This is a genomic window from Flavobacterium gawalongense, from assembly GCF_007097265.1.
Classification (GTDB): domain Bacteria; phylum Bacteroidota; class Bacteroidia; order Flavobacteriales; family Flavobacteriaceae; genus Flavobacterium; species Flavobacterium gawalongense.
On the sequence record NZ_VJZP01000003.1, the window covers coordinates 86822 to 107794 of the forward strand.

Genomic DNA, 20973 nt, shown 5'->3' on the forward strand with positions numbered 1-20973 from the left:
TTTATAAGTTCTTTAAAGCTTTCTTAATAATCGATTCAACAGAAGCATCTGGATCCTCTTTTACAATTTTTTCTACGATTCGTTCTGAAGTTTTTCGAACAAAACCTAGTACCTCCAAAGCAGATAACGCTTCATCTCGATTTGTATTGCTTTGCGACATAGAAACTTCATCTAAATCATACAATTTCAACACTTTCTCTTTCAAATCAAGTATTACTCTTTGCGCCGTTTTGCTACCAATTCCTTTTATAGATTGAATCGTAACAACATCACCTGATGCGATAGCATTTGTAATTTGCTTTGGGTCTAATGATGACAACATAGTTCTGGCAATGCTAGCCCCAATACCAGAAACTGATAATAATAATTTAAAAATCTCCCTTTCTGATTTTTCTACAAAACCAAATAAAGTATGCGCATCTTCTTTTATTTGAAGATGCGTATACAATTTTATAAAGTCAGCATTGGGGAGTAAAGAGTAGGTATGTAAGGATATATTTACATGATATCCTACACCTCCACAATCAATAACTACCTGTGTTGGTGTCTTTTCTACTAATTTCCCCTGTATATGTGCAATCATTTTTTATAATATATGTCACCAAATATAATAAAATTAGCACATAATTTTGCTAAAATCATCTGTTTAAATGCTCTTTTCGTCAAAGAACTATCTAATTTACATTATTCTTTTTCTTCTCTTTTTCTTGTGCATCAATCACTGCAATAGCGGCCATATTTACCATTTCTTCTACGCTTGCGCCAAGTTGAAATATGTGAACTGGTTTCCCCATTCCTAACATGATAGGTCCTATTGAATCTACCTTATTCAATTCTTTCAAAAGTTTATAGGTAATATTAGCCGATTCCAGATTAGGAAAAATCAAGGTATTTACTTTTTTACCTGCTAGTTTAGAAAACGGAAACTTTGCCTTCAACATCTCTGGATTCAAAGCAAAATCAGCTTGAATTTCTCCGTCAATCACCATATCAGGATGATTTTTATGCAAATAAGCCACCGCTTCTCTCACCTTAGCGGCACTTTCATTTGTAGAAGAACCAAAATTAGAATACGATATCATCGCAATTACTGGCTCCACTCCGAACATTCTGGCAGTTTTTGCAGTCATAATAGCAATTTTAGCTAAATCATCTGCAGAAGGATTTATATTTATGGCGGTATCCGATAAAAACATGGGACCACGACTGGTCATCATCATATTTGTAGTGGCAACTAGAGAAGCGCCATGAGCTTTTTCAATAAGTTGCAACATTGGTTTTACAACAGACGGGTAACTTCTGGAATGTCCTGTGACAAGCGCATCTGCTTCACCTTCATTGACCATCATGGCGGCAAAATAGTTTCTTTCACGCATTAATTTCTGAGCATCCAATAAAGAAATCCCACGTCTTTGTCTGGATTTCCAATAGGTTTTGGCAAACTTATTTCTTCTAGGCTCCTCTTCTTTAATTTTTGGATCTATAATTTGAACATCGGCATCAAAACCTAATTCTTCTTTTAATTCCAAAATAATTTCTTTATTTCCCAATAAAATTGGAAAACCAATCCCTTCTTCCAATACAATTTGAGCTGCTTTAAGAACATCTAAATGATCTGCTTCCGCAAAAACGATTCTTTTTGGATCCATTTTAGCTCTATTGGTAATCAATCGAACCATCTTGTTGTCATTCCCCAATCGGTCTAAAAGTTCCTCTTCATACTTTTTCCAATCAGTGATAGGATTTAACGCTACTCCTGAATCCATAGCCGCTTTTGCAACAGCAGGTGCCACAATAGTTATCAATCTTGGATCGAATGGTTTAGGAATAATATATTCTTTTCCAAAAACCAATTTAGTTGCTCCATAAGCAACATTTACTTGTTCAGGAACGGATTCTTTAGCTAATAATGCAAGCGCTCTTACCGCCGCCATTTTCATAGCCTCATTTATTTTGGTAGCGCGAACATCTAGTGCCCCTCTAAAAATATAAGGAAATCCAAGAACATTATTTACCTGATTAGGAAAATCAGAACGTCCCGTAGCCATAATAACATCTTTCCGAGTTGCAACAGCTAGATTATAATCAATTTCAGGATCTGGATTTGCCATCGCAAAAACGATTGGATTTTCTGCCATTCCCATCAACATTTGCGGAGACATAATTCCACCTGTTGACAAACCTAAAAAGATATCTGCACCAACTAATGCTTCCTCAAGACTCATTGGTTTTATGTCTCTGGCATATTTTTGTTGCAAAACAGAAAGAGAAGGATTGTCTTTCGTCAAAACTCCCTTACTGTTAAACATCAATATATTTTCAATTTTTACTCCTAACAAAACATACAAATCGGCACAGGCAAGAGCGGCAGAACCCGCCCCAGAAACGACCATTTTTACATCCTCTGATTTTTTATCAGCCAGTTCTAATGCATTCAATAAAGCGGCCGATGATATAATGGCAGTTCCATGTTGATCATCATGCATTACTGGAATATTCAATTCTTCCACTAATCTTCTTTCTATCTCGAAAGACTCCGGCGCTTTAATATCTTCTAAATTAATTCCACCAAAAGTTGGTGCTATATTTTTAACTGTCTGGATAAATTCCTCAATATCTTTAGTTCCAATTTCGATGTCAAATACATCAATATCGGCAAAAATCTTAAATAATAATCCTTTACCTTCCATTACTGGTTTAGATGCTTCAGGACCAATATCACCAAGTCCTAATACCGCGGTACCGTTCGTAATTACTGCTACTAAATTCCCTTTTGCTGTATACTTATAAACATTGTTTACATCTTTTGCAATTTCTAAACATGGTTCAGCCACACCTGGAGAATAGGCCAAAGACAAATCTCTTTGTGTTGCATATTTCTTAGTGGGAACTACTTGAATTTTACCTGGAGTTGGCTTTGCGTGGTATAATAATGCTTCTCTTCTTTTGCTATTTTTGTCCATTGTTTTTAGATTTTATTCTAGTTTGCAAAGATAGAAGACTTGGTTTAAAAAGTCAGCTTTTATCCTACTTCTTTTATAAAAAACAGACTAGTCCCAGCAGATACAAATAAAAATAGCTGCAAAAATTCGCAGCTATTCTTATTTGTTGGACAATTTAACTTTATTGTGTAATGTAAGAGTTTAAATGTTGAATCGTATCTTTTTGGATTTCGATTATGGCTTTCACAACATCACTTATAGAAATAATTCCTATAACTGTATTGTTTTCTAAAACAGGTAAATGTCTCACTCTTTTAGTACTCATTAATTCCATACAATAATCTAAATTATCGGAAGGTTTTACTGTAACTACATCTGTTTCCATAATTTCATGAACCAAAGCTTTCTTTGAAGATTTGGCTTTCAAAACAATTTTTCTGGCATAGTCTCTCTCAGACAAAACTCCTTTTAAAATTCCATCTTCGATTATAAGAATCGCCCCAATGTTTTTTTCGCTCATCACTGTCAATGCTTCGTATACAGTGTTAGTGGAAAGTATGGAATAGACTTCCTTTCCTTTTGTGCTTAATATTTGATTAACAGTCATAATAGATAAGTTTAATTTACCATAAAGTTAAAAAAAATAGTATTCAAATGGTAAATTTATTTATTTATTTTACATTAAAACAATTCATCAGGCGAAGTCAGCTTATTTAGTTCTTGTTTTAAATTATCACTCAATATTTGCAAACCATATTGATACGATGCGTTTACCCAACCAAACCCTTCCTTGGCTATATAATCAAATTCAGTTCCTACGTTGCCATATTCCGCAAAAACTTTGTGCGAACTAATTTCTAAATCAAATTTTTCAGGAATAGTTCCGTTATATTCCACCGCATTTTTAGTGATTAACCACAACCATCTGTAGACCATTTCCTGAGCCTTATTGAAAAATTTATAGTTAATTAAACCCTCCCACAATAACATTTGATGTGGTGCCCAACCAAATGGATAATCCCATTGTCGTTGTGGCGCATCTTTTGAAAAACTGTCAGTACTGGCTTTTGTACTTCCTGTAATTCCACCCGTTTTTATAAATTGAGGCAATGCTATTTCTATTAATTTTTTAGCTTGGTGTTCACTACATAACCCAGCCCATAAAGGAAAAAATGTAGTTGCTGCTTCAAATGGGAATTGTCTTTTATTCACAAAATCATAATCAAAATACATACTTGATTCTTCATTCCAACACAATTCATCAATTTTCTCTTTTCTAAAAAGTGCTTTCTGGCCCCATTCTTCCGAAGTATACGTTACATCTCCAACTTGGAAATTATTATTAAAATACTCCTTTATCAAATACGCAATGTCCTTTTCGTATTTGTAAAGAAAACTATTGACATCCACCGAGTTTAAATTGGCACACGTATTTATAAGTCTATCGGTTGTGTCATGACCACTTTCTCTCAAGCTACGATCATGAACAAAATAGACGTCAAGCTCAGCATCAACAAGAGTTCGGTTTAAATATTGTTTTTCAAACTCTCGGATTGGCAAATTGTATTTTTTAGCATACGGCTCTAAGACATCATCAAAATGTCCAGGCTCCACTTCGAAGGGCATTCCAACTCCATCGGCTTTGTATCGATTTAAACCTGTTGGCGTCAATCGGTTTCCTTGAACCATCCAAACCGTATTGTATTCCAAGATAACTGTTCCCAAATGACTTCTCAGCCATTCTAAACTTGGCACTTTCTTTTTTACAATTTCAATTATCAACGAAGAATACAATGGTGGCTGCGTTCTTGTTAAATAATAACTTCTATTTGCATTTAGAATTTTACCGTAATGTATGATTTGATATTTAAAGTTTTCGGCAATAGCCATAGCTTTATCCAGTTGATTATCTATAATCAAACCAACTCCAATAAAATAACTATCCCAGCCATACATTTCGTTAAATCTTCCGCCGGGAACTACAAAAGGCACTCCTTGCAAGCTGTAAATTTTTTGCTCTAAGGCTAAAGCCAAAATACCCGGCTTTGTATTTAATGTATCCACATATTCCATCGAAAAATTTTCCGGCAAAATCCCTACTTTAAAATTTTGAAGTTCTTTTTCCAATGCCTGAAAATAGGCAACACCCTGTTTATCTTTAGCTGAAACATAAAGAGTAGGAACTTCGTTAGTAGTTTTTTCGTCCTTAAGAATTTGTTCTAAACCTTTTTTATCAATAGTTCTGGTCAGTTCATCCCAATAATCATCTCTAATTTTTCTTGAAATTCGTTCTACAGGATTTTCTTGGATACGACTTAAATCAATCTCACCTTTATCCACTTTATTTTCTTTTAATAAAGCCAATTCTTGAAGCAAGTTTGACAAATGATACGTTCCCTCAATAACAATTTCTTGTTTTGTGTTTTGATCAACTAAAGCAAACTTTTTAGGTCCATTATCATCCTTAGTGATTTTTTTATCCTTATCGGTATCTTCTTGAAGCAGTAGTTCATGGAATACCTTGTCTATGTTAATTAAGAAATTCATATTTTAGAAGTAAGTTTTTTTAGAATAAAGAATGAAACAAGCAGTAACGACATTGGAATTAAAGTATAGAAAAATGCATTTTCAGGCCCTTCATTTTTGAACAGATAACCAATTATTCTTGAACCAATTGTACCGCCAAGAGCGGAAAAAACGACTATTAAACCCGTCATTGAACTGTGCATTTTTTTGGGCAAAGCGCTTAAAACAACCGAATTTAAAAGTGGATAAATAGGTGCTATAAAAAGTCCAACTAATGGAAATGCAAATCCTATCAATGGAATATCACTAAGAGAATTGATTTCTTTCACCTCTAATCCAACTGTTTTTGGAAGTAGAAAAACAACAATTAACATAGCCATTACGATACAAAAACTGAGTACCCAAATCCAATTTATTTTTTTAGTAATCACACCCGCTAAAAGTCGTCCAACAGCTAAAGTAATTGCCAATATACTCGCCATCATGATGCTGATATTCTCAGGAAGATGCAATACTTTACTATTAAAAGTTGGCAGCCAAGACATGATCCCTTGTTCAATCATTACAAACAAAAAAGCACTAATTACAAAAACGATCGTTAGAAGCTGAGCAAATAATTTGAACATTTGTTTGAAATCATCCGCTAAGTCAACTCCGGGAATTTCAGTTTGGTTTTCAAATTTGGTGAAAAACAAAAATCCAAATGATACTACTGAAATTCCAGCCAACAGCCAATACACATTTAACCATGAATCAGGATTTGTTTCTGAATTGAAAGCGGGAAATAAAAAGTAAGCCAACGCAATTCCTATCATAAAAACCCCTTCAATACTACTCATCAAGCTATTATGCTCCTGCTGATTTTCTGTAACTGTTCCAATTAGGGAATAAACGGAGACTTTTATCAAAGCAAAGGAAACACCAACAGTTGCAAAAAGTATTTTTGCGGTATCAAACGAATTACCAAAATACATGTTTACACAAGCTACTGAAACCAATGCCAATCCAATCAACATGGCTCTTTTGTACCCTATTCTTGGCAAAAATGACGCTATCAAAAAAGAAACTATCGCAATAGGCAAATCCTTGAATGCTTCCAAAACACTGGCTTGCAATTCATCTACCCCATAATTTGTTTGCGATTTTAGTATAACAATCCCAACACTATTTAATAATATTGCAAACACAAAATAATTGAGATACATCGCAATTTTGATAGCGTTTTTTTTCATTTTCCTAGTTCTTTAAGTTTGTAGAATTGAATTATAAATTGGTATTTAAATACTCTTGAATATTTATTCCTTCCGGTAATCTTCCCACATTCTGAAGTTTCAGTACCGCTAATTTTTGAGCTATCGTAATGGTTTCTTCAAAATCTTTATTCAATAATTGCGCATATAAAAAACCGGTCCAAAAAGCATCTCCTGCTCCTGTGGTATCTTTTATCTCATCTATATGCGCAGCTTTTTGATGAAACATTCCACAATTCTTATCCGATAATACTACACCATCTTTTCCTTTTGTCAGGCAAATAGTTGAAGCCCCTAATTCATGGAAATATTCAAAAATATAATCTTCAGTTTTGGATTCCGAAAAAAGTCTATAGCAATCATCCTCACTCAGTTTGACAAGAGGATCAGTTGACAAATATTCTCTTAAAACTTGTTTCGCTTCTTCACGATCAGGCCATATTCTTTCCGAAAAATTAATATCAATACTGGTTTGTAATCCTAATGCTTTTGCTTTTTTGGCACTTTCCAAAATCGTTGTTCGAGCCGGATTTTTGCTTAAAGCAAAACAAGTGGTATGAAAAATCTTGGCACTTTCCAGTAACTCCTCTGGAATTTGACTTTGGTTTATTTGATAATCCGCTTCTCTGTAAGGAATAAAATCTGGCGTACCAGTTGATTTTGATACAAAAATAACGGAGGTTGGCTCGGTATCTGATTTTCTTACTTGGGAAGTAATTACATTATTTGCTTTTAATTTCCGAACAATATATTCTCCCAAACCATCCTGACCGCAAGTGGCTACTAATACGGATTTCAATCCCAATCTTGTGGCATTCACCGCTACATTTGTAGGTGAGCCACCCAGAAAACGGTGATAATCTTTTGTTCTATTTATCGAAGTATTTACTTCATGACCAATGAAATCAATCAATACTTCTCCTGCGCATATTATGTCTATTGTTTTTTCCAATTTAAACTAAAAATTTAAAGTTTGTATGTATACTTTGATGCAACATCACTGTTGCTGCTGCGCTCCAAGCACAAAATGGGACTCCATTTGGCGCTTTGGTTTCACTATTGAAATTTTCGTAAAAACTAAAATTTTCAATAGCATTTGCTTCATTTATGGCATTCAAAAGTTGGTTAGCTTTCTCTCCTTTTTCTTTGGCGAGCAAAGCCAATCCGAAAAATCCATTAACCATGGACCAACTGCCACCATTGTGAAACTCATTTGGATAATTCCTAAATTCGTATTTACAATTATTTCTAAGCAGATTCCAATCTAAATCACTTTCTTTTATTGGTGGCCAAAAAGCGGGAATTAATTTTAAAGGCCTTTCATTTGAAAGATTTATGGCGTGTTCTAAAATACTTTTTTGAAAATTTTGATCGCCAATATTCAAATACAAAGCCAGCGAATTCGCAAAAGCATCAAACTGTATTTTGTATCCTGCAGGCGAAAAAGAACAAGGCATATATTTTTGAATGTTCACTTCATTGTACGCTCTTTCGTGGTATTTCTCTCCAATTGAATTTGGAGTAAAATTAATTTCGATCTGTTCGGTTATTTTTTCAATTTTAGCCGCAATCGAATTGTCTTTTGCAAAATGATTATAACTTTTTAAAGCCCAAATTCTAAGTAATTGATCGTATAAAACATACCCGTCGGTAATGTATTCATCAGCCCAATTTCCTGATAGAGGAACGTATAAAAGTCCTTTATTATTGAATTCCCAAGCTTCCAAAAGTTGCAAACATTTCAAGATATTGTTTTCGTATTTTTTAACGAAAGTGGAATCCTTTTGATAAAAAGCATATTGGCAAATCCCAATAATAAACCAAGTTACGGCATCCACTCTTCCCGCTAAACCTCCATAACTCACTTCAACAATGTCACCATTCGTCATTACATTTGATGGAATAGTTCCATTATAATGTTGATTATTAGCCAATGTTTCTAATGTCTTCCGAAAAGTCTCAATCAAATCATCATCTCCGGAAGCTAAAGCAGCTAATCCACAAATCACACCATCACGTGCCCAGACTCTTTTGTAATTGGAAATATTTTGAGCACTTGCCAGAAACCCTTCTGAGGAAGATACTTTTTGAAGCAATTCTATTGCCTTTGTGTAATTTAAATCACTATTCATATTGTATTAATTTGTAGCTTTTTTACTTTTAATCAAGAGTGTAAAAAAGGCACTGATGAGTAAGAGAACACCTGCAAAGCTTATTGCTAATCGAGGATCATTATTTAAAAAATGTTTAAGAATGTAACCAAATGATAAATTTTGGATGATCATTGGAATAACAATCATCATGTTAATGATTCCCATATATACACCATATCGTTCTTTTGGTATATCCGAAACAACCATCAGATAAGGTATCCCCATCATACTTGCCCAACCAATACCAAAACCTGTTATTGCAAAAAACAACAAATTTTTATCTTGTATATGCGGAAACGTCAAAAAACCAATTGCTGCTAATAATAAACAAAAAGCATGAACATTTTTCGCACTGTATTTTCTGGCAAACCCTACTAATGCAAATGCGGTCAAAAAAGTTACAATATTATACCATCCATTAACTAATCCTGTCCATCCAACCGCTGTTTCATATGCCGCCGGGTCGCTTTTAGGTGTAGCGTTCCAAACAGACAAAGCAATACTTTTAGAAGAGTTTTGCCAATAACAAAATAAAGCATACCACTGAAATAAATAAACCAAAGCTAATTGCCACATCACTTTTGGCATATCTCCAATTGCTGAAAATATTTCTACAATTGGCTCAAACAAACCTCGTTTTTCAGCTCTTAAATGAGCTAATTCTTCTTCTGACGGGGGTATTTCACTTGTAGTTCTGATGCTCCACCATATAGAACCTATGGAGCAAAATGCTCCTAAAAAAAACGAAGCATAAACCCATGTGGGCAATGAACCCGTTTTTCCTATAAAAATCATTGGAAAAATAAATAACGATAAGTTGGCCAATGTTTGTCCCAAACCGGTAAAAAAACTTTGCATCTGGAAACCAACAGGTTGTTGTTCATCATCTAATTTATCAGCAATAAAAGCTCTGTAAGGTTCCATTGCAGTATTATTACCGGCGTCTAGAATCCAAAGTAAACCTGCTGCCATCCACAACGAACTACTGTAAGGAAATAATAGTAAACAAATACTACACATCAAGGCGCCTATAAAAAAATAAGGCTTACGTCTTCCCCATCTTGGGTGCCACGTCTTGTCGCTTAATGCCCCAATCAAAGGTTGTATTAATAATCCTGTAACAGGACCCGCAAGATTAAGTATTGGAATTTGGTCAGGACTTGCCCCTAAAAAATCATATATTGGATTTACAGCACTTTGTTGTAACCCAAAACTATATTGAATGCCAAAAAAACCGACATTCATATTCCATATTTGCCAAAAATTTAATTTTATTTTACTTCCCATTCTTTGGTTGATGCATTGGTGGTTTGTTAATTTTTTTTTTAAATTTAATTTTTAAATTCCCAATTCAGAAAGGAATTAAAACAAAAACGTTTTCGGAATAACCGAAAACGTTTTCGAAATGTTAAAGTAATCTAAATTTTTAACCTTTATTTTTCGCAAATGGAATAATTATTTTTGCTTCCCATTTCAGTTCATCGCCACCATTAAAAGGATTTGCAAGAAAATGCTCTAGTGGTTTATTGTCTAATTTAATGTCATGCTCCTTCGCATAATCCAACAATGCAAACCATGCTCTGTCAGAAGTTCTGAAACTCCCATAATAGGTAGCCTTCAAACCTCTTATGGCTGGCAATGTTTTGAATTTAACAAGCTCATTTTCGATAATTTTGGCCTTCTTATCAATTGGAAAACAATAATTAAAGCTAATCGTTTCTTTATCAAGATTCCAACTTTCAATTTCTAAATAAGGTCTTCCTATTATCTTGATATTGTTCTGTTGCAAAAAACCTGTTATAATTCCATTATTGGCAATCATGCTTTGTGCTTTTTCCTGTAATACACTTGTCAGTTTTAAATATGCTACAAATGTTTCTTCAGAAGTACCTTCACCATCAATTTTGACTTTAAAGTTTTTTATATAATTATTTAAGCCGTTTTTAAAATCAGTTATTTTTTTAATTTGCTCCACTTTAAAACTGGTATTGTAAAAAGGAGCAGTAAATCTATTGAACAAACTATTATTTAAATCTTTTATGCCAACTGTCACTGAAGTTATTGAGTCATCAATTGAGTTCATTTCCCAAGTATATTCCATATGGACATTCCCTTTTTTCATTTCTTGCTTGATGAAATCAAAATTTCTCTTTTCCAGAGTAGTATAATTTTCTTTTTGATTTACTAATTGAGCGGCTGACCATTCCTGAACACCTTGAAAAACGGTTCCTGTAGCAGTTTTAACTTCAAATGAAATAACATAGTCACTCTCTTTTATAAGTAAATACCAAACTAAAAACAATGAGAAAAACGCACCAAATCCTATTATAATTTTTTTTCTAACTGTCATTGTTATTTAATCATCTTTAATTTTTTTACAATAAAATCACCTACATTCTTTCCTTGACCAATTCCATTAATAATTGCTGCTTTGTAATGAATTCCACCGTAAAAACGGCTCATTGCCGCCTCTTTAGCAGCAGCATCAAAAGAAGTGAATGTTCTTTTCGGCAATCCAAATTGCAGTTCAGTATCGTCTACAAAAGCAAAATTATCGCCAAAAACAGATGTCAAAACAGTTGCAGAACTATTAGAAACTACAGAGTGACCACTAGAATATTCAGGAAATGGTGGTGTTTGTAATAAAGGCTTCCAGTTTTCATCAATATTTTGGTTGATTACGGTTTCCGGACGCACCACATTACTTCTAAATTTTTCATCCCAACAACTAATAAACCCTTCAAAAATTCCAATCGACGTTTTGGTGTAGGCAAAAACTGTTTTTGCAAAATCGGCATTCGATTTTCTACAGGCAATTTGTACAATTCCCATCCAATGCCCTCCTGGTGTGATTTTCTTTTTGGCAAACATCATGTGACCCTGACTCACTGACACATAGGGATTACAATCCCAGAATTGGGCAATTTTAATTTCCTCTGAATTGTCTCCTTTTTTAATCATCTCTTTGCTTATGTCATACACTTCTTGTACTTCTTTAAAAAATGGTGATTTTTTTTCTAAAGAAAATGACAAAGCAGGCACTGGCTTAAACTGCGAAGCCGAATCCAAAACCAAAGTCCTGATTTCTCCCCAATGCGGCTCTACGGCATCCATATAGGCTGGAGGAGTTGGCTGCCATCTTCCCGGTTGATTTGCATAAACAGAAAATTTAGACATGGTTCGGGTTTGTTTGTAATTATCCTTTCCCATCCATTTTTTGATACGTTCAGCCACTTTAAGTCCATATTCTTTGGAAGCTTCAAACTCTACTTCATTTTCATCACTCCATTTTTGATACAAACTATCTCTGAATTTTTCCACTAATTCTTCAGAAAAAACCAATTGCTTGGTTACTTCCATGTGTGCAATCAATGCAGCTATTGGTTGATTCACACCACTCTTTGAATCTAATTTTGGTATAGAATCCAATCCGTTCAGTTGATTTTGGAGACTTGCATAGGTTTTACTGTTTTGGGCTATTACTTCATAAGCCGCAATATTCGGGTAGACAAAAATTCTACTCGCAACCGGAGGCGAAAATATATCGTGAACCATAATTTGAGTCACATTATCTATTGCCGCATGATATTCATTGGTAGTAACTATAATAGATTTATCCTTTTTACAAGAAATTAAAAGAAGGCAAATCACCGCAATACTTAAAATTTTCGTTTTCATTTTTTTATTAATTTGTAGGTTCCTTTTTATATTGTTATTTCTTTATTGAAGGCATTTCATACAACTCCGCCTTTTTATTATTTATGGTAATCAATACATATTTTTTACCATTGAAATTGATTAGATCCAAATGTCTGACTGCCTTTTGAGTCAAATCAATCCCGATTTGATTTCCTAAAAATATTGTTTTTTCATTTTTGATTAAAGCCCCGGAGAAACCATCAAATCTACTGTGATAAGGGGAAACTCCAAAATAATTACCTGCTGCAAAAACTTCCTCCTTGGCATCTGAATCAAAATTGGATTTCACAAAACAAGTAATTGGAGCCACTTGCATTTTATTCGAAAATGGCACGAAAGTAAATTTTCCATTATTGTTTTTCAAATAACCCGATTTCAAATTATGAACTTCAAATAATTTCCCTTTTTCAAGCATTTTAGGATCAAAAACTTCTTCGAGTGTTTTTCCGGCAAAAGATTTATAACTGTTGAATTTCTTTTTTAGCATCCCGCTGAATTGTTCTGCCAATTCGTCGAGGCTCATTGTGGTATAATACTGTCCTTTCTTTTCTATTGCCACAATCGTTTCAAAAGATCCGTTGGCATCAAAATCATCATAATACATCTTCATTGGAAAATCCCGCGACGCTTTAAATTTGGAATTCATTCCCCAGTTTCCTACCAAATAATCGGCATCACCATCCTGATCAATATCAAAAGAAATTACCGATTGCCACAATCCATTGCTTTTTTCCGGAAAAACCGTTGCTGTTACATCCGTAAATTTACCGTTTTTATTCGCAAAAAAAGTAGGTTTCATCCATTCTCCAACCACTATTAAATCTGTTTTTCCATCTTTGTTAAAATCAGTAAAAACTGCATCCGTAACCATTCCGATTTTTGAAAACGTTTTACTTTCAGCGATAGTGAATGTTCCTTTATTGTTGTTCAATAAATAGCAATCCGGCATACTTCCAAATCTGTTATTCACAGAATTATTTGCAACGAAAATATCTAAATCACCATCTTTATCATAATCAAAAGTCTTCACAACCGATGCGTTTTGGGTCAATTTTGGTAAAGTTGTTTTTAGAAATTGATTGTTTTTATTTAAATAGAGTCGGTCTTGTAAATTAGATGCGTTTTCACCTCCACCGGAAGCTACATATAAATCATTGATTTTGTCATTATTGAAATCTCCTATTACAGCCGAAGCGTCTTCAAAAACGGAATCCTTTTCGATTTCAGCAAATTCTTTTTTAGCAAATCCACTTTGATTTTGAAAGTAAATTGCAGCTTTTTTACCTTTGGAACCACCAAAGAAAACATCCTCTTTTCCATCGCCATTCAAATCCCCAATTGCAGTTGCAGATCCACGATCAGAACGTTGGTATGGAATTAATTTTTGGAAAACAAAATCAATATAATCATTTTCCTGATGTGTAAAATCAATTCCTAATCCCGTTTCCACTTTTTTGAAAATTGGTAAAACGGCAGGATGTAATTTTTTGTAATCAAAAGCTTTCCTGTCCTTGTTCGCTTTTATGGTAAGCGTTTGACACGTTTTAACATTCTTCAATGTTTGGTATGTTTTGTCAGGCCAAATAACTACTAAAGAATCTACTTTGCCAATTTTTCCATAACCAAAATGAATCATCGGCTCTGATGAAGATTCAAATCCTCTTGTGGTTTGTAGTTCTTTGAATTGTTTTTTACCTTTGGCATACGAAATTACTTTGGCACCAATTCCGAAAGTATTTTTTCCAGCAAACTGCAATTTCAATTTTAAATAATTAGAATTTTTATTGGTTGCATTTATATATACTGATGCTACGCTGTTTAAATTATTAGTAATAACATCCAAATCTCCGTCATTATCAATATCGGCATACCCGCTTCCATTTGAAATTATAGAATCATTTTCTATCCAATCATTCGATCTGTTTTTAAATTGCAAATCAGATGAACCTTGAAAAACATAATTCGTCACGCTTCCCTTTGGCATCCGCTTCAAAGCTTCTTTATCCAATAACTTTGTGGTGTTGATTTTGCTTTTTATTTGATCATTTGAATAGTATTTCACATAATCCAAATCATTTGGACGCTTCGGAATTCCGTTACAAACAAATATATCCTGTTCCCCATCTTGATCATAATCCGCAAATAAGGTACTCCAACTCCAATCTGTTGCCGCTACACCACTCAACAAAGCGATTTCGGTAAAATGATTTCCTGCTTGATTCAATTGCAACGTATTTCTGGTGTACTGATAATGATAGCCTAATTTTTCGGTTCTCATTTTTAGCATTTGAGCGTTATCATCCCCCAATGAAGATTTCAAGACTTTCTCCTCTTCAGGAAGCATGTCTAAGCTAAAGATATCCGGAAACCCATCATGATTAACATCGGTAACATCAACACCCATCGAGAATCTACTTGTATGCCCGAAGTATTGTTTTAAACTTTCCGTAAAAGTGCCATCTCCATTATTTAGGTAATAGTAATCGTCTTCATGAAAATCATTGCCCACATAAATATCTGGGTAACCATCCAAATTAAAATCAGATACCGCCAAACCTAAACCGTATCCATTGGCTCCACCAAAAATTCCTGCTTGTACACTAACATCTACAAATTTCCCATCATCGTTTCTAAATAATTTGTCACCACATTCATAGTTTCTATTATTTCGGATACTGGCTGCCCCAAAGGATAGCTCAGAGTGCACTGCGTGATTTAGCAAATACATATCTAAATCCCCATCTAAATCATAGTCCAGAAAAGCAACTGAAGTACTATAATTATCAAGATCTAAACCATATTCTGCAGCACTTTCTGTAAACGTATTGTCCTTATTATTGATAAATAATTCATTATGCCCCTCAAAACCATTGATACCAACAACTGCACACACATAAATATCTAAAAACCCATCCCCATTTACATCGGCCATTACGGTTCCAGTATTCCAATCACTTTGACCATCAACTCCTGCTTTTGCGGTTATATCCTCAAACTTATTATTGCCTTTATTCAAATACAATTTATTTTTACCTTGATTTGAAGTAAAATAAACATCAACCAAACCATCATTATTAATATCTCCAAGAGCAACACCTCCTCCATTATAATAATAGAGATAATCTAAAATGGAGATGTTTTTGGATTCTAATAATTGGTTATTGAACGTAATATTGCTTTCCTCCGAAGAAAGCTTTTCAAACAATTGGTTTTGTTTTTTGGAACAACCAATAAACAGCAATGAAGCCAGTCCTATTCTAAAAAAATTATTCATTGCGTTTAAATATTTTAGTGGTATTATCATTTACAACGGCTATAATTGAAACAGTTTTATTCTTGTCTTTTATTGTTTTTAGCTGTTTCACCTCTCCCTTTATGAAGAAACCTGACTTGTTGTAAGGTGTCCAAGAAAAAGCACCTTTTTTATTTCCTAAAAGTACACTGCCATAATTCGCGTCCAATCTGGAGAATTGTGGTTTGAATTCGTATTGGTTACCACCCAAGATTAAATCCAAAATCCCATCATTATTCACATCCATAGTACAAATAGTATTCACACAGGAAAACTGAACTTCTTTCGGAAGCAGTTTTATTTCAAATTTGCCATTTCCTTTATTAATAGCAATTACACTTTCTTGAATATTCACTGTCTTTTGAATAGAATTTTCAACCACTTCCTTAGCAAATAATTCCTGAAATGTTTTCTTGGAATAATCGGCATAACTCAAATTTTTCTTCTTAATGGATGGAATTTGTTTGGCCAATTCTTGTTTCAGATTGATTGGTAAATCCTTCCCATCAATGGACCGGGTTGCTATTTGTTCAATGGTTCCGTTATTATCAAAATCATTGGTAAACAATTTCATTGGATTTGCATTTGTTGCTTTGTACGATGTATTCGTTCCTTTATTTCCAAGAACCAAATCTTTCTTACCATCATTATTCAAATCCACACAACTAACAGTATTCCAAAAACCGTGATAATCCGTAAGATTCGATTTGAATTCTGTCAATCTTCTTCCAGTATTTTTGAAAATCATTGGTGCTGTCCAATCTCCTACCAAGATTAAATCCTTTTTGGAATCGTTATCAATATCTTCCCAAACCGCATCGGTTATCATTCCAACCGAGTTAATTTTGAATGCTTTTTTATCAGTTACGTTTGTGAAATTTCCTTTTCCGTCATTTTCCAATAACAAATGTTTAGGATCAATTCCATAAACACCTGGAACACTTCGACTCCCAATAAACACATCAATATCACCATCATTATCAAAATCATTTGGCGCGATTACCGAGACGTTATTATTAGTTGTTGGCATATTGGTTTTGCTTTTTACAAAAACTCCTTTTCCGTTGTTCAAATACAAGCGATTTTTATAATTCGCCTGATCGGATTTTTCATTTCCACCTGAACCGACTAATAGATCTTGATCTCCATCATTATCAGCATCAAAAAAACTGGCTGCAGTATCTTCAAAATTAGCATCTGCATCTAAGTCTTTTTGGTCAGTAACTGAATAATTACCATTTCCTTTATTTAAATATATTTTACCGGCTTGCCCTTTGGCTCCGCCAATAAAAACATCTTCATTTCCGTCGCCATTTATATCAGCAACAGCTAATGATGGACCCTCCTGCGAAAGCATTTTTGAGATTAACCCTTCATAATCAAAATCGATATAATCGTTTTCTTTGTGTGCTAAAAAAGATGTTTTCTTTTCAGAAAATAATGGTTTTGAGATATCCTTTTTAGGCACATAATTCAATTTAGCATCTGCAATATTCAAATTGATTGTGCAATTGTTAGCAATTTTTTTAAGAGTCTGAAATTTATCATTTGGCCAAATTACGTGTAGCGAATCAATTTTTTTGGTTCCAATTCCAAAAGTCATCACATAATCAATAGAAGATTGAAAACCTCTGGAAGGAATTAACTCTTGTCTAATAATTTCGTTATCCGAAAATAATTCAACTATACTTCCCACACCAAATTTATTTTGGTTATCTCCTTTAAGTTTTACTTTTACGAAATGGTTGTTTTTATTTTTCTCTGAATTATTTTGGTATACAAAAGCTTCCATGTTCACATTATTGACAATCAAATCTAAATCGCCATCATTATCCAAATCTCCATAAGCGGCACCGTTAGAAAAACTTGGCGTATCCAATCCCCATTTTTGGGCTTCATTAGTAAATGTTAGGTTTTTATTATTTTTGAAAGCATAGTTAGGAATTGCTGTGCTTGGCATTTTGTTGATAATCGTTTCGATTTCTTCTTTCTTGCCTGTAACTACCATTTTTTGCATGAATTCATTGGCAAAAAAATCAACAAAATCCTGATTTGTTAAATCGTGGTAAATTCCGTTGCACACATATATATCTTTGTATCCATCATTATCCATATCAAATAGCAAAGCTCCCCAACTCCAATCGGTTTTGGAAACTCCGGCATGATTGGCTATTTCAAGGAATTGATTGTTACCATTATTGAGTTGCAACGTATTTTGCATATATTGATTGAAAAAATCCAAATTTATTTTTCTAAGATATAAATCATAGTTTTCAAAATTTGTGGTAGTTTTCAAACGTTCATCATGTTCAGGTAACATATCCGTAACGAATATATCAGCTTTACCATCATTATTGATATCTGCCATATCTGCCCCCATAGAAGACTGACTGATGTGTGATGTCCATCCCTGAATTTGTTCTGTAAAAGTTCCGTTTTTATTATTAATATATAAATAATCTCTTTCATAAAAATCATTTGAGATATAAATATCTGGATATAAATCGCCATTTACATCTCCCACTGTAACTCCTAGACCAAAACCTATAAGGCTTCCATAAATACCAGATGCTGCACTCACGTCAACGAATTTTCCATTATCATTTCTCAGTAATTTATCCCCTCCTCCTTTAAGGATATCGGCTACATCCCAGTCTTTATCTCGTAGATCTCTTTTGTTGGAATAGTTAAGACTACTCACAGGAATAAAACTGTTATTTAAAATATAACAATCTAAATCACCGTCTTTATCATAATCAAAAAAAGCAGCATGCGTAGTTATACCAGTATCGGCAAGATTGTATTCATCTGCTTTCTCAGTAAAGGTATCATTACCATTATTGATAAAAAGTTCATTTTTTTGTTGATCACCCTTACTATTTCCGGCATTACACACATAAATATCAAGTAAACCATCTGCATTAATATCGACCATCACCACACCTGTTGACCAGGATTTAGTTCCTTCAATACCTGCTTTTTTAGAAATATCCTGAAATTTAAAATTTCCTTTATTCAGATAGAGTTTATTGGTGCCAAGATTAGAAGTGAAATATACATCAGAAAGTCCATCATTATTGATGTCTCCTATAGCAACTCCCCCTCCATTATAAAAATTCCTGTACTTGAATACATTCATATCCACACCATTCTTAACTTCATTAACAAAATTAATTCCTGTTTGCGAAGCATCAAGTTTGGAGAATAGAGAGTCTTTATTTTCTAAGTTTTCTTTGGAACAATTAGTAAAAAAAAGGAGAAAAGGGAAAAATAAAATAATACGATTAAACATATTTAAATACTATTTGATTAGGTAATTAGAGAATGCCAATTTATACAATATTCATTATAAAAAAAAATAAATAACCCAATAAAGTAAACAGAAATATGTTAAAAAAGAACGAATTTCAACTACATTAAGAGGAATAAGAAAAGACTTCTAACTTTCTTTTGTTTACCATTTAAAAATATTTTTATTCTTTAATAAAGAAACAAGAAACAAGAAAACAGACTCGTGTAAAAAAGATAAAGAGGGTGAAAAACACCCTCTTTATAACTAATTCAAAACATAATTAATTGTAAACATGCCCTTAGTAACCAGGGTTTTGTTTTAAATTCGCATTAAACAAAGCGTCTGCTGGTATAGGAAACAAAACATATCTGTTATCAGAAACATATGGTTTTAGTTCTCTTGCTGCCAAGAATTTACCAAAACGAATCATATCATTTCTTCTCCATCCTTCCCACCATAATTCTTTTGATCTTTCAAGATAGATACCATCTAATGTTGCTGGAGAAGCTGGTTTTCCTGTTCTAACAGCAATGTCTGTCATAATTGTACCTATACTACCTGCTCCACCTCTAGCTATAGCCTCTGCTTTCATCAACAAAGCATCAGAATAACGCATCAATTCATAGTCATTTTCTGGAGTACCTAAATTAGCAGCGTCCGGTATGTATTTTTGACCTCTGACGCCTGCTGTTTCAAGAGTAGCACCACTTGTAATCAAAGTTAAAGCAGCGGTATAAACTAATGGGTTACCATTTCTATCTTGCAATGGTGTTACCCCGCCTGGTTTGTACATTTGACCTATTTGAAATCCAACTGGGTTACCAAAAGCAGCAATAATGGCTGGATCTGCATTTTTGATACGTTTATCATTAGGATCAAATTTGTTATAGTATTCAGCTACAGTGGCAAAACCATTCCATCCATCAGGTGTTTGGTTGTAATGCATACCCGCTCTCCATCTTGATTGGATTCCTCCACCAGCTCCACCTCTTAAATTTTTAGAAGAGAATAAAATCTCTGGTGAAGTGTTGTTATTCGGTTTGAAGTTATCCCAGTAATCAGCTGCCAAAGAACTACTTATTGCGTCTACGTGAGATACCACTTTAGTCATATCAGCTGCATCAAAAACATAAGGCCCGGCAGGATCCGCAGCATTGAAAACTCCTTTATTCAAATATAATTTAGCCAATAAAAAGTGAGCGGCATCCTTGTTTGCAATACTCGCGTCCCCAGCAGTACGTGCAGGTAAACTTCCAACAACAGCCTCTAATTCACTAATTACAAAAGCAGTTGCTTCTTGTCTTGTCCATACTTTTGGATCTTCCTCTAATGAACTACCAACCTCTCTGTAAGGCACTTGACCAAACAAATCAATCACATTATAATAGTAAAAAGCTCTTAAAAAACGGGCCTGAGTCACTTCAGTAGCCGTACCGTTTTCTACAACTAAATTACAGTTGTAAACGTTTGATAACAAAGAGTTCCATGCTCCTTTAACTTCATTATGATCTGGTGCCCAAGTATGGGTATGCAATTGTCTCCATTTTGCATTATCATCCCAGTCACCCCCACGGGTAGGCCCCACTAAAGCATCAGTTGACATTTCATCTAAGGCATACATTCCGCCTATATCTTGAAAGCTTCTTAATCCTTCGTAAGATTTGGTTAACAAAGATGCAGTATTAACCGGAGCAGTTGCTCCACCCCCTATAACTACACCATCTAATACTTCCTCATCTAGATTAGTACAACTTACTCCCAGTACAACTGTACCGGCAAACAAGATGCTTTTTATAATATTTATTCTTTTCATTGTTTT

13 protein-coding genes are annotated in these 20973 nt (G+C 33.9%); all 13 read right to left on the minus strand.

Going from position 1 to position 20973, the window contains the following annotated elements; all coding sequences use genetic code 11:
* Window position 1: 1 nt before the first annotated feature.
* The gene (ruvA, locus tag FNW38_RS03030; protein ID WP_143385987.1) at window positions 2-583 is read right to left on the minus strand and encodes a Holliday junction branch migration protein RuvA; all 582 of its coding nucleotides are present in this window, start codon (window positions 581-583) and stop codon (window positions 2-4) included.
* Between the two features lie 91 nt (window positions 584-674).
* Window positions 675-2963, minus strand: a complete 2289-nt coding sequence (locus FNW38_RS03035; RefSeq protein WP_143385986.1) for an NADP-dependent malic enzyme — start codon at window positions 2961-2963, stop codon at window positions 675-677.
* Window positions 2964-3123: 160 nt separating this feature from the next.
* On the minus strand, window positions 3124-3549 hold the full coding sequence (locus tag FNW38_RS03040) for a CBS domain-containing protein (RefSeq protein ID WP_143385985.1): 426 nt from the start codon (window positions 3547-3549) through the stop codon (window positions 3124-3126).
* 74 nt (window positions 3550-3623) lie between these two features.
* Window positions 3624-5489, minus strand: coding sequence for a trehalase family glycosidase (locus tag FNW38_RS03045; RefSeq protein WP_143385984.1), 1866 nt, complete (start codon window positions 5487-5489; stop codon window positions 3624-3626).
* A complete protein-coding gene (locus tag FNW38_RS03050) occupies window positions 5486-6700 on the minus strand; it encodes an MFS transporter (RefSeq protein WP_143385983.1) in 1215 nt (404 codons plus the stop codon). The genes FNW38_RS03045 and FNW38_RS03050 overlap by 4 nt, the downstream gene beginning before the upstream one ends.
* Before the next feature lie 31 nt (window positions 6701-6731).
* On the minus strand, window positions 6732-7670 hold the full coding sequence (locus FNW38_RS03055) for a carbohydrate kinase family protein (protein ID WP_143385982.1): 939 nt from the start codon (window positions 7668-7670) through the stop codon (window positions 6732-6734).
* Window position 7671: 1 nt separating this feature from the next.
* Window positions 7672-8850: a glucosidase family protein gene (locus tag FNW38_RS03060; protein ID WP_144064467.1), complete on the minus strand. Its 1179-nt coding sequence runs from the start codon at window positions 8848-8850 to the stop codon at window positions 7672-7674.
* Window positions 8851-8856: 6 nt separating this feature from the next.
* Complete coding sequence (locus FNW38_RS03065; protein WP_144064466.1) at window positions 8857-10158, minus strand: MFS transporter; 1302 nt, start codon at window positions 10156-10158, stop codon at window positions 8857-8859.
* Window positions 10159-10297: 139 nt separating this feature from the next.
* Window positions 10298-11221 (minus strand): hypothetical protein, encoded by a 924-nt coding sequence (locus FNW38_RS03070; protein ID WP_143385979.1) that lies wholly within the window; start codon window positions 11219-11221, stop codon window positions 10298-10300.
* Window positions 11222-11223: 2 nt separating this feature from the next.
* Entirely contained in the window at window positions 11224-12549 is a 1326-nt protein-coding gene (locus tag FNW38_RS03075; protein WP_143385978.1) for a vanadium-dependent haloperoxidase, read from the minus strand.
* A gap of 34 nt (window positions 12550-12583) precedes the next feature.
* A complete protein-coding gene (locus FNW38_RS03080; RefSeq protein ID WP_143385977.1) occupies window positions 12584-15844 on the minus strand; it encodes a VCBS repeat-containing protein in 3261 nt (1086 codons plus the stop codon).
* Complete coding sequence (locus FNW38_RS03085; protein ID WP_143385976.1) at window positions 15837-19154, minus strand: VCBS repeat-containing protein; 3318 nt, start codon at window positions 19152-19154, stop codon at window positions 15837-15839. The genes FNW38_RS03080 and FNW38_RS03085 overlap by 8 nt, the downstream gene beginning before the upstream one ends.
* 298 nt (window positions 19155-19452) lie before the next feature.
* Entirely contained in the window at window positions 19453-20967 is a 1515-nt protein-coding gene (locus tag FNW38_RS03090) for a RagB/SusD family nutrient uptake outer membrane protein (RefSeq protein WP_143385975.1), read from the minus strand.
* Between the last annotated feature and the right edge of the window lie 6 nt (window positions 20968-20973).